Below are 16,744 nucleotides of genomic sequence, written 5' to 3' on the forward strand. Positions count from 1 at the left end.
ACCTGCGAGTTCACAAATGAGATCTTCGCCACCGAACGAGACCGATCCTGTCAAGAATCCGCCTTCTGAATTACCGGTGAAAGGGAAGCTTTCCTGGCGATCTTTACTCGAAAGATTTCGAGCCTTACATCTCTCAACACAATTCATGATCCTCATGTCTCCGATCATAATTGTCTTGATGTCATGTCTGACGCTGTGGGCTTCAGATCGCGTTGAACGCGCAATGCTCGCAGGGGCGGGTGGAGTAGGGGCACTTTATCTTGAGACCTTCGTGTCCCCTCTCATCGAGGAGGCTGACATCAGCAATGATGTGATCAATCCCGTCCTTGCCTCTCGTCTTGAGACACTTCTCGGCACGGGACCTCTTGGTCAGCATGTTCGCACGATCAAGCTCTGGAAGGCAGACGGCAGTATATTCTACTCGACAAACAACCAGAAAATTGAACGTCCACGGGTATTCGACGAGTTGAAGGCCGCCCTGTCGGGTGAAATCGTCGTGTCCCGCACAGAGGTCGACAAACACGCCTATACGGGCGATGAAAAACAGAACCTCCTGATCGAAGTCTATGCGCCGCTACTGCGCGACAAAAACGGCAAGATCATTCTTGTCGGAGAGTTTTATGAAGAGCCAAATTATCTCATCGGCGAGCTTCGTTCGGCTCAGCGTGGAACGTTCCTTATCGTTGCGGCTATCACGCTTCCAATGCTGGGACTTCTGTATCTTATTGCTCTAACGGCAAGTCGCCTTATCGTCCGGCAGAAGCATGCGATCGAAGCAAATCTTCTCAACGCTCTGGATTTATGGGAGCAGAACGACAAACTCAGAAAAGCGGCAGATTATGCCCGCCTTGAGGCCGGGAAGCTAAACGAGAAAATACTCGACCAGATTGGCAATGATCTTCACGATGGGCCGGTTCAGGTTTTAACACTCATCAATCTTCGCTTGAGCGACATGGTCGCAGAGCAGCGAACGAGCGGAAAACCCGTCGACAAGGAACTCGAAAAGCTTCTCAGATTTGTTTCAAGCGTTTTGGTAGATCTCAGAAAGATCTCTGCAGGCCTGGCTTTGCCAGAGCTTGATGAGCTCAGCTTAAGTGAGACCATCAAGCTAGCTGTCGCGAGATATCGCGATCTCACAGCATTCCCTGTTGAGATGGATGGTCTGATACCGCACGAAGTATATAAGCCTCACCTCAACGTATGCGTATATCGCTTCATTCAAGAAGGGCTCATGAATGCATTCCGACACGCCTCGAGCAATAAGCAGAAAGTTCGCTACCGGATCCACGATAACAAGTTGATCGTTGTCGTGGCAGATCTCGGTGAACGTGTCGTCCACACTGATCAAAAAGCAGCTGCGCGGGTGAAGCTTGGCATTACGAGCCAGAGGCGGCGCGTGAGATCATTTGGCGGAAAAATGCGTGTCTTCAGACGTCTGGCTGGCACGATTGTTGTCGCGGTTTTGCCGATCAATCAATTGTCGAGCCCGAATACAAGCGAATAACCACATGACCTCGCTTGCTTGTTTCAGTTGAAAAGATCACTCGGCGTATTAATTTTCTGGGCAGCAAGTACGGCTTCAACCCTGTTGCGCACATCAAGCTTTTGCATGAGGATTGTCATGTAGTGTTTGACCGTCTTCTCACTGATGTCGAGACTATGGGCAATTTCGCGATTTGTCTGCCCTCTCATCAGATGGCCGACTATCTGCTCCTCCCGCGCACTGAGACGTTTATTTTGCATCGCTTTTTGCCGCGCTTCTGCAGCTTTCATTGACATAATGACCTTCGTCGCAAAGCCAGGCGTCATGTATTTTTCGCCTTTGTGGGCGGCAATTATTGCTTCATGGAGGTCCGTAGAGCTACTTCCCTTGAGAACATATCCTGATACGCCGATATTGAGAGCCTTCACTGCGGTTTCGATACTGGAGGTAGCAGTGAAGATCACGACCTTGGTAGCGGACATCGTCTGGGTTATAACCTCAATCGCCGCCATAGAGTCGCCTGGCATGCTGAGATCTATGACGATAACGTCGGGGGAGAGCTGCTCCGCGAGCTTGATGGCATCCACCGCATTGTGGCCTTCACCAACAATCTTGAGATCACTTTTGCCCGAATAAAGACTTACGAGCCCTTCGAGAAGTATAGGGTGATCGTCGACAAATGCTACTGATACAGGCGCGAACACTGGCAAAGACATTTATCAACCCCCACGTTTATTCAGGCTGTAAACGTACCACAATAGAATTGCTCTAAACAACTTGCTATAAATGAAGATGTCTCGGGAAAACTTTGGGCCTAAAGTATTAGTAGGATTAGCCCTTTCGAATTACAGGACCAAAAATATCTAGGCCATCCTCGCCAGACGCGGCGGCGTTGAAATAAGAAAAGGCGAAATTAGAAAATGACGACCGGAGTTGGTGTAAGGCAACTTTAGTCCGAGGGTGTGCCGCCGTTTTTCGAAAGTCGTTATGCGGTACAATTTGTCACATTCAAGGCCGCCGAAGCATCACATCAAGTGCCCTCACTCACGGCAAAGATTTTCCGAGACCCAGCTTCAGCCAACTGGACACAGTCGCGCGCTCCGACAGAGCGACCCACCAGAAGCTCCGCCAAATCGCGTATACAGTAAGCAGTCGTCTGTTTCAGTTACGCCTGTGGCGCGGTCAACTTACCACATTCTTTGGGCGGGCTTGGTGTGACATTACAATCGTGCCGCCCATTGCGAAGACAATCATATGCACCGGCACGAAATGTCTCATCCAGGCCCTTCGACGGCCCTATCCAACCAAAAGCGATGGCTGATACGCCCAGAAATGCCAGAGCATTTAAAACCGCAAGTACGATAACGGAAGCTTTCTCCATATGCCAGCCCTCTACCACCCATTGCGAACAATGCGCTCGAAGCAACACCTTGGCCAGTGCCAATCGAAGATTTAACGACTCAGCACTCTCTTCTATAATTCCTTGTTGCAGTGCCGTCGGAATGAAGAGAATCTTTCTGACGACTTCTTGCAAGAAACGCGATCGCGTGGACAAACTAGTTTTGAGATTTGCATGTAAGGATGACCAATTTGAAGGCTCAGAAGAAACAACCTAACGCCATCGATGTTCACGTCGGAGGACGCATAAGGTTGCGACGTAAACTGAGCGGAATGAGTCAAGAACGCCTTGGTGAAGCTCTCGGAATCACCTTTCAGCAGATTCAGAAATATGAAAACGGCACGAACCGCGTTGGCGCCAGTCGCCTCCAGAATATCGCTAACGTTTTGAATGTACCCATTTCGTTTTTCTTCGAGGATGCTCCGGGGACCGAAGGGGACGCTATCGACAATCTTAAAACTTTCTCCTCACTTGCGGATGGGCTCTTCCTGGCTTCAACGGAAGGGCTTCACCTCAATCAGGCGTTTCTAAAGATCAGAAACCCAGATATTCGACGAAAGATTGTTGAGCTCGTAACCGCTCTTGCTGAGCAGGACAAAAAATGAATGATGCGCGTCTGCGCAACGTTATCTCACTGACATACTTATTGAACCAAGCTGCACTGAGAGCTTAGCGGTTCGAATCCGTTCAAGAGCGTAAAGCTGCTGGCCGTTTTAGATTGCGGTGTGCCGGAGAGGATTGATGATTTCGACCCCCTGAAAATCTCGCTCATTGTCGGTCACCACAATACAGCCATTGGACTGGGCAATGGCCGCGACAATCGTGTCCAATGCACTTCTTGGGCGGCCCGCCGCTTTTCCTTGTGCCATTAACTCCCCCCAGATGAGCGCGGCCTTTTCGTCGAACGAAAGTATGCGTCCTGCAAAGAGTGCGCGTGGCCCCTCAGTACCGGCAAACCAGGTTTCGAGAGCGGCACGCTTCTTGCCCGCCGGCTTCTCCAGAATTCCTCGGTGTACTTCAGCGATGGTGAGCGATGCGATGAATAAGTCAGCGTCAGCTTGCTCCGCCATCCATATTAGTAGTGACGCTGACGGTTCGGGCTTTATAATGTTGCTAAGAATATTCGTGTCGAGCAGATAACGCATTACAAATCGATCTCTCGACCTCCTTCGCGGGAACGTGAGATTTCGAGTTCTGCTCCAACAAGGGGCGATCGGCGGAGAGCTGCAAGGATACCCCCTCTTATAGGCGGCTCTCCGGCAAGCGTTTCGCTCACGACGGCGCGCAAGCTGGCTGCTTCCGGGCCATCTTCCGCTAACCGGCGCGCTAATGATCTGATCAGGCTCCGGTCGCTATCCCGTCCGAGCACCTCGAAACGAGCAAGGCCGCGGTCGCCTAGGCGGCTCCTATAGTTTTGAATTGCACGTGTCTGAGAACTTGCCATCGAACCCTCCGGATATATATCCAGTAATGTAGCGGCAGACGTATTCTTCTGCAAGTGTTATTGGACCTAATGTTGAATGCATGGGGCGTGAACTAGCTGAGGAAAATTGCGGGGTTGACGGTTCGATTCCCATCAAGGCGGAGACGATAAGTAGTGTCCCAGACGGCTGCGGACATTTTGCGCATATGCCTGCAATGGCCTGAGCGACGCATCCAACATACTAAGCTGCCTCCCATACCTGATTGAGGATCCGCGCAGCTAATGCTGCTTTGTCTTGAGGCAGAAAACGTCCGTAGTGCTGCTGCACGACGTCGGGCGTGTCCTGAATGGCATAACTGGCCTGCTCATAGGATCCTGTTTGCTTCAGGATGTGAGTGGCAAGCACGTCTCGGACGTTGTGTGGACCATGTGGTAGCAAACCCTTAATGGCACCGCGGCCTGTATAGGGGTTGTAGATGCCGTAGCGCTGGATCGCTAACCGCCAAGCCTCGTAAAACGTCGTCTGATTGTAAGCGGCGTCGATGCTGGTCGTCTTAACTGTCTTGACGAACAGCGTGCCGGGATCGGGCGCGCGTCCCAAGAGCACCTTCCGGTGCCGTTCGATATAGGCGTTGAGATAGGTGTAGAGGTCAAGAAGATCCGGCAGCACCAGACGAAACGGCTTCTGCCCGAAAAAGGAGGAGCCCGAGTTCTTGAAAGCGTTGGATGGGATGAAGACTTCCCACCCACGCTCCCGTTCGTTCCAACGCAGTTCGCCTCTCTTCATGTCTTCGAGCCGGCGTTCTGCCGTTGGGAATTGTCCGCGTGGGCAGACCAGCAATTGCCGAAGGTTTTTCTGCCTGAGGCCGAGATGTAAGCCCAGCCTCAGCATAAGGAACGAACGGACCGCCTCAGCGGCCGCTCTCGGGTAGCGGTGCTCGTCGGGCATACGCTTCAAGATCTCCTCGGTGATCTTCCGATATTCAGCGAGCGGGCTTTCCGCTTCCAGCACGCACATGATCGGCTCGAATGGATCGCGGTGCACGCGCATCACCCGCTGGATTTCTTTTGAACGGTTGGCGGCATGGCGGTGGAAGTTTTCGCATGCGCCATGCCAGTCCCGACGAGCAGACTCGATCTCGTCTGTCGTGAGCAGTCCTTCGATCGGCTTCACGTTGTGCAGGAGTTCGGGATGTTGGCGAAGCCAGCCGACTTCAGCGCGAGTAAGGGCCATGGCCACCATCAGCATGTCGTCTTCCCATTTAGTAAAGAAGCCGCGACGGCGCTCGCGCCACTGCAGATACCAATCCCACACGCCCGGGAAGATCAGGAGGCCGAAGGTAAGTCGATTGAGCGGCACGCCTCGGCCTTTGACAACCCCGTTCGGGGATGCCGCAAGTGCCCCAAACATCAGGCCGAGATGTTCGATTTTCTGGCTGGCGGTCTCCTCATTCCAGACGCCATTTCTGCGGAAGCCGATCTCGGTGAGAGTCGACGTTTTGAAGCGGATGAGATCTGCCATCTCCATCGCAAGCCGAGGGGGTGCGTCAACGACACCGGAGAGCAGGTCTGGATCCTCGAAAGCCTTGGTCAAACGCCCTTTTTCGTCCTCATCTCGCAGCCAGCTAGAAGCCGCTAGTCGAGGAGTAAGTGCACTCCCGCCATATGTGATCCCAGGGAACCGGATTGCGTAGCGCTGCTTCGTTGCTGCCGCCTGGAAACGCCTGTAATCCGTCGACCCCGAGATGATGACGCGCCGGACCCATTCCAGGATCTCTGCGCGCTTTGAAAAAGGCAGGCTGCTGAAGTCGTCGGGAAGATGCCAGGCAAGCCGGCGCCGCTCCGCCGGGCTGATGTCTTCCAGATCGTGGCCATATAAGGACCTGGACTGATGTGGCAGTTTGGCTTTGAAATAGCCTCGCTCCAAGCCATATCTGCGCTCGATCCGGCAAAGGATATCAAAGCTTGCCACCGAGCGCGGCACACGCTGGCCCTCAATCCACGACAGCAAGGTCTTCGCATCAAAGGTTTCGTCTATGCGAACGACCGCCCGGTGGAGTTGCCAGTAACTCTCACCAAAGCGGCGCATTTGATAGGCGAGTGCATCGGCGAATGAACTCGGGTCTTCGTTGGCCTCGAACAAGGGTTCTGGTTTGTCAGAAACTGATCTCGGCTTAGGGCCGGGGCGGCCAGGTGAGGGCGAGCTCTCGATCTCTTCGATTTCGTGATGCTGGCTTGTCGGGGAGGGGGTAAACTTTCCCGTGGCACCGGATATCGGCGCAGCTTGCAGTCTTCTGCCTTTCGGAGCATCGTCTTCTACAAGCGGCTCCTTCAGCCAGCGCATGATCGCATCCAGCGCTGGTCGCAGCTGTTTCTTCAACGTTATCGTCAGCGCTTCATCGATCCCACAATCGTGCGCTATCTGCCGCCAATCATAGCGGTTGTTCGCTAGAGCGGGTGTCTTTCGAAATGTGATTAACGCCAGAAGGTAGGCGCGGACGTTGTCAACTACCCGATCCGGCGCGACAGGAACAATGCGGACATCGCAGTAGGTCGAGATCTTTTTCTGGAAATGGCGTTTGGAAAGGTCTTCGTTTGGCATGTGTCATCCCGTATTCTCTCGGGGCCTCAGGCCGAGGGCGTGCGGAATTAGTGGTAGACGGTTAAGAATCCGTAAAGTCTATAAGGACGACCCGACAACCCAAAGAAGTCGTCGGGCGGTCTCGTCAATTTTTCAAGGATTGCGCGGGCTCACTTCAATCCGGTTATGTTGCGGCGAAGCATCCCTGAAAACTTCTTCAACCCGCCTTGATGAAGCGCGTCGACGAACGCCTCAACCGATGGAATCGACTTTCGCAGATTATGCCTCGCACTTTTGACACTGGAGATTAGCGCTTCCGGAAACGCCGCATGGAGATCGGTGAGGAAATCATCTGGCGACTTGCTCGTCACACCATGGGCAAGAAGGTTGCTTGCGGGAAAGTCCTTCAGGTTCCAGGTGACGATGACGGAGGCTTTGCCTGCGATGGCTGCCGCGAGGACGTGTCGATCATCGGGATCCGGTAGCGTGAGTTCGTGAATCAACGGGCGATAGTCAGCCACGACGGCTTCTGGGAGGACCGCGTTCATCCGGTCGCGCGTGGCTCTCAAACGGTCGATGGACAAACCTGGTGTGTTGGCGGCGAGATTGCGCATCCACTCATCATGTATATCGTCGGTCCAGCGCGCCCCGACAAGACCGTCGAAGGCGCACTGGATCAGAATGTTGCGGAGGTGGAAGGGGTAGAGGACGCAGGCATCGTAGACCGCGACGGGCGGATTAGAGGCCATAGGTCTCGATCAGGTCCTCTGTGTCCTCGGCAAGTGCTTCCATTGCCATCTGTCGTTTGTCGAGCTTCGACTTCAACGCGAGCACATCCTTCAGGAGGGCGCGGCGGTGTTTGCCGACGTAGCGGAATGGCAGATCGCCACGGTCCATGCGCAAGACGACGAGCGGACGAGAGATGCCGAGAATGGCTGAAGCGTCACTTGGGCTCACTTCCTGGTCCTCGGCCAGCACTGCAACGCGCTCCCCGCGCAGCATATGCGCCAGAAGGGCTTCGACAGCTGCGGCGGCCGAGGGTGGGATCGGGAGCGTGCGCGCCTTGCCACCTGCATCACGAACGTGGAGTTCCAGCCTGTCACCGGCAACCAGCTTTGGCAACGGCATTGCTGTTTTTCGATCGCGATCTGACAGTCTGGCGAAATGAACAATTTGGCTGGCCATGCGATATCTCCTTAGCAGCCAATATAGCGAGAGAGACCTCTATCTGCAATAACTGAAAGTGTGGGTTGGTTGCGATGGCGGTGATGGGGCGGTTCTTCGGAACGCCGGTTCGATTCCGATCAAGGCGATGAGCTGGTTCAAGATCAACTGAAAATACGTCGCCGCAGGGCGTGCGAGAGGGGCTACCATTTTGCTCGCTCAGCTGGACCCGCCGAACTGCTTTCCCACACACGCCCTGGCTGGACACACAAATATGCCTCATCCTCAATGGAGGATCACGTCATCTGCGTCACCTCTCATGAAGTGACGCAGATAATCCGCACTTGGCACCGAAGCCCACGTTAAGCCGAGGAGAGCAAACGGAGTTGTCTGCTATTCTTTTCCGCGATTGCGGGTCTGGCATTCGGCGCCAGGCATCAGCATGACGTGCTCACTTCGCAGTGATCGATGCACGCGAGGTCTAAGTCGTCGCGCATCGCGTTTAAGCGGCGTAGCCTGCTGCTTTCACAACAAGATCGGCGATGTCATCAGGATGCGAGATCAGCGATAAATGGCTGGCTTTCAATTCAATTGTGTTAGCGCCCATTCGTTTCGCGAGAAACCGCTCGAGGTCTGGATTAATCGTCCGGTCCTCGCTAGACACCGCGTAATAGCTGGGCTTATGGCGCCATGCCGCTTCTGTGACTTTGCCCGCGAGCAGCGTCTTCTGGAAAGGGTACTGCGTTGCATACAGCACTTTCGCGCGGGCCTTTGGAATGTCACCAGCGAAATCCTCTAAGAATGCGTTCTCGCTTAGTCTCCCTTCCTCACCGTCGAAAACAATCCCGGCAGAAGCAGGTGGAGTAGGGAAGGTTTTCGCCAAAGCGCCAAAATCCTCGTTTGCGTCGGGTGCACGCGCGGCGACGTACACGAGCGCAGACACATTAGGATGCATGCCGGCCTGAGTTACAATCATTCCTCCAAATGAGTGCCCGACCAGTACGGTTGGCCCATCCTGCCGCGCCAGTACTCGCTCCGCAGCAGCAACCGACTCCGAGAGAGTAGTCAGAGGGTTCTGCACGGATGTGATGTTCAAGCCCTTAGGCTGCAGCCTCGATATCACTTCGCTCCAGCAGGAACCATCTGCGAACAGCCCATGGACGAAGACAACGTTACGGGCCTTTTCTGGGTGGCCGACTGCCGATGCGGCCATGCCGTTGGTTGAAAGCATTGATGCTGCCGCGCCGGCAAGCATAGTAGTTGAAAATGTGCGCCTGTTCATGATCATTCCGGACTTCCTTTCATCATAAAGCACATGCTTCGAGGAGTCCTTCGTTGGGAATACCCCAATCTTACATCGTCACACCGATGTGATCGGCGCGTAATATCGAATAATCTCGCGATGCGACGTAACAACGGGTCTCGCCCAACCGAAAGCACGAGTGATGGACACACGGGAAGACGAATGGGCGAAAGCGATGCGCGCGGAACGCACTGGCGATAGCGCTGCCTACGAGGCGTTTCTCAGGGCGTTCGCCGCTTCGGTGCGGCGGATCGTCGAAACGCATTTGCGGTATATGGGCTTTAGTCGCTATGAGGCAGAGGATGTCGTACAGGAAGTGCTCGTAGCAGTGCATTCCCGTCGCCACCAATGGGATACGAAGCGGTCTCTGCTTCCCTGGCTGAACGCAATCACGCGCTACAAGATCATTGACGCCAGCCGGCGCTTGGGTCGAGACGCACGCATGCGCGTCGATTTGACCGAAGAGCAGTGGGCCGGCTTGTTCTTATTTGAGGGGATCGATCCTGAACGCAATCCGGCAGATGTCGAAAAACTAATCTCCGCCTTGCCCCCCGGTGAACAGGCTGCTGTCCGAGCCATCGGGCTCGAAGGTGCTTCTATCAAAGAGGCCGCGGCGCGTATCGGTTCCACCGAGGGCGCGGTGCGCGTCGCCTTCCATCGATCGTTGAAGAGACTAATGGCGGCAACACAGGGAAGAGGCCCCGGGCATGAATGACAATCGGCAGCCAACGGACGATCTTATTCGAGGTCTTGCAGCGCAAGCTGGTAAAGGTTCGTCATTTTTGCTCCGCCTCTCGATCGTCCTTCCTGTCGCGCTGGTCTTTTCCATCCTGGCAGCGACTGGCGTCGTTGTGATGATCGCCGGACCTCGCTCCGATCTCTTGCAGATACTGCCGACATGGACATTCCTATTCAAAGTCATCGGCATGGTTCTTGTAGCTGCCGGCGGGTTTCAGCTTGTTTGGACAGTGGTCCAGCCGGGCCAGGCGTCTCGTACGGTTCTCGTTCTTGCTCCGGCTCTGTTGTTCCTGCTTGCCGGAGCTCTGTTTGATCGGAGCGGCTTTCCCTTGTTTGGAGTTCACACCTACTCCGTGCTAAATTGCGCGGGGACTATCATCATGGCTTCGATCCCCGCGCTCGCAGCTATTCTTTTTGCGATGCGAACCGGAACGCCCACGCGGCTCAGCCGGGCAGGCGCTATTGCAGGTTTCCTTGCCGGTTCCGTTGGTGGTCTCGCCTATACCATCGCCTGCCTCAACGATGGCGCCGCCTTTGTGGCGGTATGGTATTCGATCGCCATTGCATGCGTAATGGCACTGGGAGCTTCAATCGGGCCCAAATTGTTGAGGTGGTAGCAGGGTCAATTTAGTGATAGATGCTGTTCTCCCTTCGAAGTAATCGGATACAGTCAGTCATCCGGCTGCGGACCCAACCTCCAATCTGAAGCGATTTCATGTCTCGGGCAGATCGTCTAACGTCGACAGGCCAGACCGGCGCCAGGGGTTCGAGAAAAAGTCATCGCCGCTTCGTTCCATGACAGAGCAAGAAATGAGCAATTCCCCGCGCAGTGTAGCCGTCCCTTCACGGATAGTTCAGGTCCCACAGTCCATCAGCGCCGAAGCGCGAGCGGCACTGTCGCCCTTGGTCGACGAGGACGGTAGCCCTATCAATGCGCGGTTCGAAATGCCGTCCCCAGAGGATTTTTCAGGCTGGATGATGATGAAAGCCGCAGTAGATGCGCACTACGCCGCCGCGGCTAAAGACCTTGCCAAGAGTTTGCAGTCCACAGTCGAGACAATCGTAGTCGAACAAGCAACGATCCATGTCGCAACGCCGCACGGATCATTTCATGAGCGTAGCGCACTCATCGACCTGCATGGCGGCGCATTGGTGTTCGGAGGCGGAGAGGCCTGTCGCGTCAGTGCGCGCCGCCAAGCTCACCAACATGCCGTTCGATGCTACGGCGTCGATTACCGAATGCCGCCCGAGCATCCATATCCGGCCGCTCTTGATGACTGCTTGGCCGCGTACCGTCATGTGTTGACTGGTCATTCCCCCGACAAGGTAATCATCCTGGGGAGATCGGCAGGCGGCAATCTCGCGACTGCCATGCTGCTGCGGGCGAGAGATGAAGGCATGCCAATGCCTAGCAGATTAGTCTTGCTGTCGCCACAGGTTGACCTCACCGAATCGGGCGACAGTTTCAAAACAAACCAGATGATTGATCTCGTTCTGCCTCTACCGCTTAGATCAAGCAACTTGCTCTACGCTGGTGGTGCAGATCTTTCCAATCCCTATCTATCGCCACTCTGGAGTTGCCCCCAAAAGACCGGACATGCTCAGGTTTGAGATTGCGAGCTGATGAACTCGCGCGGCGATTGATATCCTAAAGCACTGTGCGGGTGAAGATTGTTGTAATGCTCGAACCAGAACGGCAGTTGAGCGATAACGGTTTCAGCGTCGGGGGTTGGATTCACCGAGACGTAATCGCGCTTGAATGTTTTGACGAACGCCTCGGCCATGCCGTTCGACTGTGGGCTTCGCACCGGTGTCGTGCACGGTTCCATGCCGATCTCGCGGAGCAAGGATGCGGTGTCCCTGGCGATGAAGCAGGAGCCGTTGTCGGTGAGCCATTCGATGGGCTCGGATAGCATGTTGATGCGACCGAAGCGGTTCTCGACGGCGGTGATCACGAGGTCCTGCACGTCTTCGCTCTTGATGCCCTCCGTGGTGGCGACATGGGCGATTGCCTCGCGGTCGCAGCAGTCGAGGGCGAAGGCGACGCGGACCTTCTCCTTGTTGTCGCAGCCGATCTCGAAGCCGTCGGAGCACCATCTGATGTTCGAACGCTCGACGGCGACCTGGCCGTCGTGAAGGCGATCATCGACCGCTCCGGTATGACGCACCAGCAGCAGATTGTGCAGCTTCATCACCCGGTAGACGCGCTTGGCATTGGGCCACGAACGCCCCAGTTTCCGGGCATTCCGACGCAAGATGGCATGGACACGCCGATAGCCATAGGTGGGCGTATCGGCGATGACGGCCTTGATGTCCTCCACCAGCTCTCGATCAGGTAGAGGCGGGCGTCCTCTGGCTCTGGACGGGGAGCCTGCGGCACGCGCGGCGATATTCGAGCGGGCGACACCCAAAGTTTCGCAGACGGTCTTCATTCCAAAATCCCCCTCGGAAGAGAGAGCGAGCGCAACAGATGTTTTTTTGGGCCACCGGCGATTTCGAGGGCTTCCTTCAGGATTTCGCTCTCCATCGTCTTCTTGCCCAACAGGCGTTGCAACTCCTTCACCTGGGCCTGAAGCGCCCGGTATTCGGAAGCCGGAACGACCTCCTCTTCGGCGGCCGTCGCCGTCAGTGCCCCTTGGGACGCCAGCTTGCGCCAGGCGAACAACTGGTTCGGCTGGATGCCGTGTCGACGCGCGACGATGCTCACCGTCGCGTCCGCCTCATAGGTCTCGTGGATGATCGTCAGCTTCTCTGCCGTGCTCCAGCGCCGCCGACGTTCCGGCCCCGAGAGGACTTCCATCTTAAAATTGCTGCTAGTCATATTACCAACATTACTCCTACCCACTTAGCTAAGTGGGGGAGCATGTCCGGGCCTTTCGGGGGCTAATTCACTATCTATCGCCACTCTTTGGCGATCTTCGGGGCTTCCCGCCGACTTTTCTCCAAACCGGCACGCGTGACCTGTTCCTGTCGAACACGGTGAGGATGCATCGAGCGTTGCGAAAAGCTGGCGTGGAAACCGAATTGCACGTCTTCGAAGCTATGCCCCATGGTGGCTTCATGGGTGGGACGCCGGAAGACCAGGAACTCGAAGCGGAGATCCACCGGTTCGTCATGGCAAACTGGAACTGAGGCCGGAAACCCACAAAGTTTTGGCGCTGCCCCTCTGTTGTCCTGCTACATCCCTGGCCACATTCCGCCATCAAGTCGGAGGTTTGCTCCTGTGATATAGCCAGCACGGGAGCTCGAGAGAAACGCAGTCGCATCCGCAATCTCCTCGAGGGTTCCTACCCTTCCAAGGGGCACCTGAGCAAACAACGGCAGGATTTCTCTCTCTACGTCATTCCAAGGGGCGTCGATGGCCATGCCCCTCTCAATGGCTTTCTTACGGAAAGCGGTATCCAAACTGATGCTATGCACTGTTCCAGGCGAAACGGTGTTTGCGGTAATGCCTTGTGCAGCAACGTCTTTTGCGAGCGACGCCGTCATCGCGATCATGGCCGCTTTGGCGGCAGAGTAGTCCGGTCGACTTGCAGGCGGCATCAGGGCCGCCAGGCTTGAGATGTTTATGATCCGACCCCACCGCGACGCTTTCATTGCGGGCAGAACGAGCGAGACGATCCTCACAGATGCGAGCACGTTTCTGTCATAGACAGCGGCCCACGTTTCAGAGTTTGTCGAGGTCCAATCCTCCGCCGGGGCAGATCCGCCAGCATTGTTGACCAGGATGTCGATCGACCCTGCTGCGGCCTTGGAATCCCTAACAAGACGATCGACCTGATCCGACACTGTCAGGTCACCGACTACCGCGAATGCCCGACCTCCAGAGGATATGATGTCATGCGCGACTTCCTCCGTTTTCATTCTGTCGCGACCGTGGACAAGAACGGTTGCCCCTTCCTTCGCGAGGCCTCTGGCCACACCCTCGCCAATCCCTTTGCTGCTTCCCGTGACCAGCGCAACCTTGTTTTGGAGTTGTAAGTCCATGATATTTGATCCGTGTTATCGTCTCCGGCAGATATGAGGTTCGTCGATGAAACAGGCAATTACGCACTTTAAAGTGCCTGTCGAGGACAGGGCGACATGCCTCGGAGCCGACGGTTCCGTCTCTCATGTCAGCAGGGTGCTTCGGATGATCACAGGACGTTGGAAACTGCCGATCCTTTTCCGATTGTTCGCCGAACCATCATTGCGGGCATCGCAGTTCATGAGAGACATACCTGCGATATCCCAGAAGATGCTAACGCAACATCTCAGGGAGCTGGAAATTGACGGCCTCATAATCCGGCACGACTTTCAAGAGCAGCCTCCTCTAGTTGAATACTCGCTGAGTTCAGCAGGCCGCGGGCTTATGCCGATTTTGATGGCGGTCCGGGAATTCTCTCGGGATTATCCCGTCGATCGGCGTCGCTAACTAACCTGGGTGCCGAACGCTTGGCGCATCATCCCGAAAATATCGCTTGCATTGTGGACCGAATGGTCCCATATATTTGCCATGGTCAAGCGCACTCAAATATCCGCGTCCGTTGGTCGCCCTAGAGAATTTGAACTCGATGAAGCAGTTCGAAAAGCAATGCACGTATTTTGGGATCGTGGATATCACGAAGCATCCCTTCCCGACTTGCTTGAGGGTATGAAACTTTCCAGAGGCAGCTTTTATAAGGCTTTCGTCGACAAGAGAGGCGTCTATCTGCGCGCCCTCGACGCTTACATTGAGGACGCGGTTCGCTCGGTCGGTGAAGCGCTTCATTCCAATCCGTCGCCCAAAGCCGCGATTTTAGAAGCTTTTTCTCAACAGGTGGATCAAGCATCGGGACAGGACGGTTTGCGTGGATGCTTTGTCGTCTTTGCAGCTGTCGAGATGCTCCCAAAGGATAAAGAGGTCGCACCACGTATTTCCCGGCTGTTCAGGCGGCTGCAAGATCTTTATGCGGCGGCGATAATAAGAGCGCAGGCCTTGGGCGAAACCGATCCCGAGCTGGATGAACGAACGCTTGCCAGGTTCCTCGTGTGTCAGATTCAGGGCATGCGGGTCCTTGCCAAAGCAGGAGCGGATCGCGCTGAGACGAGGGCCATGGTCGAACTGGCGCTGAAGGCGCTTGGCTAACTTCAATTTGGAACCAATAGGTTCCCAATTTTTATCATTTCAAACCGTCGATCGATTTTTTGGTCGATGTGGAGACACTTATGATAGACACGAGCAATCCCGATGACAAACTCGATCCACGTCGTTGGATTGCACTGATCATCCTTTTGACCGGCGCTTTTTTGCCACCGCTTGACTTCTTCATCGTCAATGTGGCGCTGCCCTCGATCCGGGCAGATTTCAGGGCTTCTGCGTCAACGATGCAGCTGATTATCTCCGGTTACGCCACCACCTATGCTGTGATGCTTATCACTGGCGGCAGGCTTGGAGATCTCTATGGTCGACGAAATGTCTTTCTGGCTGGAATGGTCGGGTTTGCAGCCGCATCTGCCTTATGCGGGTTTGCCTGGTCTCCAGCCGCGTTGGTCGCCGGCCGTATCCTTCAGGGGTTTGCAGCGGCAATTATGGCACCGCAGGCCTTGGCTTCGATCAATGCCATTTTCCCAGACCAAGAAAAATCAAGAGCCCTCAGCTTTTATGCCCTGACATTCGGGATGGCATCGATGGTTGGTCTGTTTCTCGGTGGTGCGTTGATTGCGCTTGATGTTCTTGGTCTTGGATGGAGAGCCATCTTCCTCATCAACCTGCCGGTTATTGCAGTCGCTGCGCCGTCGGCCTTCGTCATGTTGCGAGAAACCCGATCTGCGCACCCAAGCAAACTGGATCTTGGCGGAGCACTGTTGATCGCGATTGCGCTATTTGCACTGATTGCGCCGCTGATCGAGGGCCGGGAGCAGGGGTGGCCGATCTGGCTTATCGTGATGCTTGCCACGTGTCTTCCGTTTTTCGTCCTGTTTTGGCGGCATGAGAAACATCTGGAATCGACGGGGAAAGATCCGATTCTTGCACCTAGCCTGCTGCAAAACCGTGGGCTACTGCGCGGGCTGCTGGCTGCCTTGTTCTTCTACGCCCTTGCGGCCTTCTGGCTGATATTCTCGGTCTATGAGCAGGGTGGCCTTGGTCGGACGCCTTTCGAGGCCGGGCTGGCGATCCTTCCTACGGCTGTCGGCTTCGTCCTTGGTCCTTTTGCAAGCGAGCGCATCCTCAGCGTCTTCGGAAGATTTTCCGCTGGCGCCGGCATGGTGCTGCAAGCCGGAGGATTGTTTGGAACGGCGGCCTTAATTTCGAATGGCCTTCCGCAATTCCTTTTTGCTGCGCTTTTTTTTATCGGTGCGGGGCAGGGGATCGCCCTTCCAAACCTGGTGAAGAGCATCGTGCAAAGGGTAGACCGGGCGCAGTCAGGATTGGCTTCTGGTCTGGTCAATTCGATGTTTCAGATTGGCGGTGCGTTGGCAGCCGCAATCGTTGGCGGATTGTTCTTCTCGATCTTGGGGCCGGCCACAGACGTTCAATCCATTGGCCAAGCATACAGCGTTGCAGCGGTTGCAATTGCCATTTGTCTTCTCATCGCGGGATGGCTTTCCGTCAGCCTGACATCGACCCAACCGTTGCGTCGATAAGCGGCGCCATTGCAGCGCATCATCAGCCGATCACGCGGAAACGGGGT

17 protein-coding genes and 2 pseudogenes are annotated in these 16,744 nt (G+C 55.3%); 9 read left to right on the forward strand and 10 right to left on the reverse strand.

Features of this window, described 5'->3' with window-relative positions; translation table 11 throughout:
- Positions 1–16: 16 nt before the first annotated feature.
- Positions 17–1,504 (forward strand): sensor histidine kinase, encoded by a 1,488-nt coding sequence (locus CFBP5499_RS25700; RefSeq protein ID WP_080830422.1) that lies wholly within the window; start codon positions 17–19, stop codon positions 1,502–1,504.
- Between the two features lie 23 nt (positions 1,505–1,527).
- Here the strand turns inward: CFBP5499_RS25700 and CFBP5499_RS25705 are convergent, their stop codons facing one another.
- Together CFBP5499_RS25705 and CFBP5499_RS25710 are read right to left on the reverse strand one after the other, a co-directional pair.
- Entirely contained in the window at positions 1,528–2,199 is a 672-nt protein-coding gene (locus CFBP5499_RS25705) for a response regulator (protein WP_080830423.1), read from the reverse strand.
- Positions 2,200–2,648: 449 nt separating this feature from the next.
- The gene (locus CFBP5499_RS25710; protein WP_130932596.1) at positions 2,649–3,017 is read right to left on the reverse strand and encodes a hypothetical protein; all 369 of its coding nucleotides are present in this window, start codon (positions 3,015–3,017) and stop codon (positions 2,649–2,651) included.
- Positions 3,018–3,073: 56 nt separating this feature from the next.
- On the opposite strand from CFBP5499_RS25710, the gene CFBP5499_RS25715 reads away from it, so the two are divergent.
- A complete protein-coding gene (locus CFBP5499_RS25715) occupies positions 3,074–3,487 on the forward strand; it encodes a helix-turn-helix domain-containing protein (RefSeq protein ID WP_130932607.1) in 414 nt (137 codons plus the stop codon).
- A gap of 108 nt (positions 3,488–3,595) precedes the next feature.
- Here CFBP5499_RS25715 and CFBP5499_RS25720 read toward each other — a convergent pair whose 3' ends face one another.
- The 6 genes from CFBP5499_RS25720 to CFBP5499_RS25745 form a co-directional block, all read right to left on the reverse strand.
- Positions 3,596–4,027, reverse strand: coding sequence for a type II toxin-antitoxin system VapC family toxin (locus tag CFBP5499_RS25720; protein ID WP_080830425.1), 432 nt, complete (start codon positions 4,025–4,027; stop codon positions 3,596–3,598).
- Positions 4,027–4,326 (reverse strand): hypothetical protein, encoded by a 300-nt coding sequence (locus CFBP5499_RS30615; protein ID WP_080830426.1) that lies wholly within the window; start codon positions 4,324–4,326, stop codon positions 4,027–4,029. The genes CFBP5499_RS25720 and CFBP5499_RS30615 overlap by 1 nt, the downstream gene beginning before the upstream one ends.
- Before the next feature lie 220 nt (positions 4,327–4,546).
- Entirely contained in the window at positions 4,547–6,907 is a 2,361-nt protein-coding gene (locus CFBP5499_RS25730) for a hypothetical protein (RefSeq protein ID WP_080830427.1), read from the reverse strand.
- A gap of 149 nt (positions 6,908–7,056) precedes the next feature.
- On the reverse strand, positions 7,057–7,635 hold the full coding sequence (locus CFBP5499_RS25735) for a PIN domain-containing protein (protein ID WP_080830428.1): 579 nt from the start codon (positions 7,633–7,635) through the stop codon (positions 7,057–7,059).
- Entirely contained in the window at positions 7,625–8,071 is a 447-nt protein-coding gene (locus CFBP5499_RS25740) for an excisionase (RefSeq protein ID WP_080830429.1), read from the reverse strand. Before CFBP5499_RS25740 ends, CFBP5499_RS25735 begins: the two co-directional genes overlap by 11 nt.
- 481 nt (positions 8,072–8,552) lie before the next feature.
- Positions 8,553–9,338 carry an alpha/beta fold hydrolase gene (locus CFBP5499_RS25745; RefSeq protein ID WP_080830430.1) on the reverse strand — a complete coding sequence of 262 codons (786 nt, stop codon included), beginning with the start codon at positions 9,336–9,338 and terminating at the stop codon, positions 8,553–8,555.
- A 157-nt stretch (positions 9,339–9,495) separates the two neighbouring features.
- Here CFBP5499_RS25745 and CFBP5499_RS25750 point away from each other — a divergent pair, with 157 nt between their 5' ends.
- The 3 genes and pseudogenes from CFBP5499_RS25750 to CFBP5499_RS25760 form a co-directional block, all read left to right on the forward strand.
- Positions 9,496–10,068 carry a sigma-70 family RNA polymerase sigma factor gene (locus CFBP5499_RS25750; RefSeq protein ID WP_080830431.1) on the forward strand — a complete coding sequence of 191 codons (573 nt, stop codon included), beginning with the start codon at positions 9,496–9,498 and terminating at the stop codon, positions 10,066–10,068.
- A complete protein-coding gene (locus tag CFBP5499_RS25755) occupies positions 10,061–10,708 on the forward strand; it encodes an NrsF family protein (protein WP_080830432.1) in 648 nt (215 codons plus the stop codon). The genes CFBP5499_RS25750 and CFBP5499_RS25755 overlap by 8 nt, the downstream gene beginning before the upstream one ends.
- A gap of 193 nt (positions 10,709–10,901) precedes the next feature.
- Positions 10,902–11,666, forward strand: a pseudogene (locus tag CFBP5499_RS25760) (alpha/beta hydrolase fold domain-containing protein); the annotation flags it as partial.
- A 26-nt stretch (positions 11,667–11,692) separates the two neighbouring features.
- On the opposite strand, the gene CFBP5499_RS25765 reads toward CFBP5499_RS25760, so the two are convergent.
- A protein-coding gene (locus CFBP5499_RS25765) for an IS3-like element ISRm1 family transposase (protein ID WP_130932597.1) occupies positions 11,693–12,912 on the reverse strand; the annotation gives its coding sequence in 2 pieces (ribosomal slippage) (positions 11,693–12,576 and positions 12,576–12,912; 1,221 coding nt in all).
- Positions 12,913–12,983: 71 nt separating this feature from the next.
- Here CFBP5499_RS25765 and CFBP5499_RS25770 point away from each other — a divergent pair.
- Positions 12,984–13,223 (forward strand): annotated as a pseudogene (locus CFBP5499_RS25770) (alpha/beta hydrolase); the annotation flags it as partial.
- Positions 13,224–13,268: 45 nt separating this feature from the next.
- Here CFBP5499_RS25770 and CFBP5499_RS25775 read toward each other — a convergent pair.
- Positions 13,269–14,078, reverse strand: a complete 810-nt coding sequence (locus CFBP5499_RS25775) for an SDR family NAD(P)-dependent oxidoreductase (protein ID WP_080830434.1) — start codon at positions 14,076–14,078, stop codon at positions 13,269–13,271.
- Between the two features lie 46 nt (positions 14,079–14,124).
- On the opposite strand from CFBP5499_RS25775, the gene CFBP5499_RS25780 reads away from it, so the two are divergent.
- The 3 genes from CFBP5499_RS25780 (at position 14,125) to CFBP5499_RS25790 (ending at position 16,697) form a co-directional block, all read left to right on the forward strand.
- On the forward strand, positions 14,125–14,505 hold the full coding sequence (locus tag CFBP5499_RS25780) for a winged helix-turn-helix transcriptional regulator (protein WP_080830435.1): 381 nt from the start codon (positions 14,125–14,127) through the stop codon (positions 14,503–14,505).
- A gap of 159 nt (positions 14,506–14,664) precedes the next feature.
- The gene (locus CFBP5499_RS25785; protein WP_080830436.1) at positions 14,665–15,198 is read left to right on the forward strand and encodes a TetR/AcrR family transcriptional regulator; all 534 of its coding nucleotides are present in this window, start codon (positions 14,665–14,667) and stop codon (positions 15,196–15,198) included.
- Positions 15,199–15,278: 80 nt separating this feature from the next.
- Entirely contained in the window at positions 15,279–16,697 is a 1,419-nt protein-coding gene (locus tag CFBP5499_RS25790) for an MFS transporter (RefSeq protein WP_080830437.1), read from the forward strand.
- Positions 16,698–16,744 lie beyond the last annotated feature (47 nt).

Source organism: Agrobacterium tumefaciens (genome assembly GCF_005221325.1).
In the GTDB taxonomy this organism is placed as follows: Bacteria; Pseudomonadota; Alphaproteobacteria; order Rhizobiales; family Rhizobiaceae; genus Agrobacterium.

What these genes read in the sequence shown, in the direction of transcription:
- CFBP5499_RS25735 (WP_080830428.1), bottom strand. Translation starts at nt 7,635, where the DNA reads ATGGCCTCTAATCCGCCCGTCGCGGTCTACGATGCCTGCGTCCTCTAC.
- CFBP5499_RS25785 (WP_080830436.1), top strand. Translation starts at nt 14,665, where the DNA reads ATGCACGTATTTTGGGATCGTGGATATCACGAAGCATCCCTTCCCGAC.
- CFBP5499_RS25745 (WP_080830430.1), bottom strand. Translation starts at nt 9,338, where the DNA reads ATGATCATGAACAGGCGCACATTTTCAACTACTATGCTTGCCGGCGCG.
- CFBP5499_RS25705 (WP_080830423.1), bottom strand. Translation starts at nt 2,199, where the DNA reads ATGTCTTTGCCAGTGTTCGCGCCTGTATCAGTAGCATTTGTCGACGAT.
- CFBP5499_RS25740 (WP_080830429.1), bottom strand. Translation starts at nt 8,071, where the DNA reads ATGGCCAGCCAAATTGTTCATTTCGCCAGACTGTCAGATCGCGATCGA.
- CFBP5499_RS25780 (WP_080830435.1), top strand. Translation starts at nt 14,125, where the DNA reads ATGAAACAGGCAATTACGCACTTTAAAGTGCCTGTCGAGGACAGGGCG.
- CFBP5499_RS30615 (WP_080830426.1), bottom strand. Translation starts at nt 4,326, where the DNA reads ATGGCAAGTTCTCAGACACGTGCAATTCAAAACTATAGGAGCCGCCTA.
- CFBP5499_RS25720 (WP_080830425.1), bottom strand. Translation starts at nt 4,027, where the DNA reads ATGCGTTATCTGCTCGACACGAATATTCTTAGCAACATTATAAAGCCC.
- CFBP5499_RS25755 (WP_080830432.1), top strand. Translation starts at nt 10,061, where the DNA reads ATGAATGACAATCGGCAGCCAACGGACGATCTTATTCGAGGTCTTGCA.
- CFBP5499_RS25750 (WP_080830431.1), top strand. Translation starts at nt 9,496, where the DNA reads ATGGACACACGGGAAGACGAATGGGCGAAAGCGATGCGCGCGGAACGC.
- CFBP5499_RS25775 (WP_080830434.1), bottom strand. Translation starts at nt 14,078, where the DNA reads ATGGACTTACAACTCCAAAACAAGGTTGCGCTGGTCACGGGAAGCAGC.
- CFBP5499_RS25700 (WP_080830422.1), top strand. Translation starts at nt 17, where the DNA reads ATGAGATCTTCGCCACCGAACGAGACCGATCCTGTCAAGAATCCGCCT.
- CFBP5499_RS25730 (WP_080830427.1), bottom strand. Translation starts at nt 6,907, where the DNA reads ATGCCAAACGAAGACCTTTCCAAACGCCATTTCCAGAAAAAGATCTCG.
- CFBP5499_RS25790 (WP_080830437.1), top strand. Translation starts at nt 15,279, where the DNA reads ATGATAGACACGAGCAATCCCGATGACAAACTCGATCCACGTCGTTGG.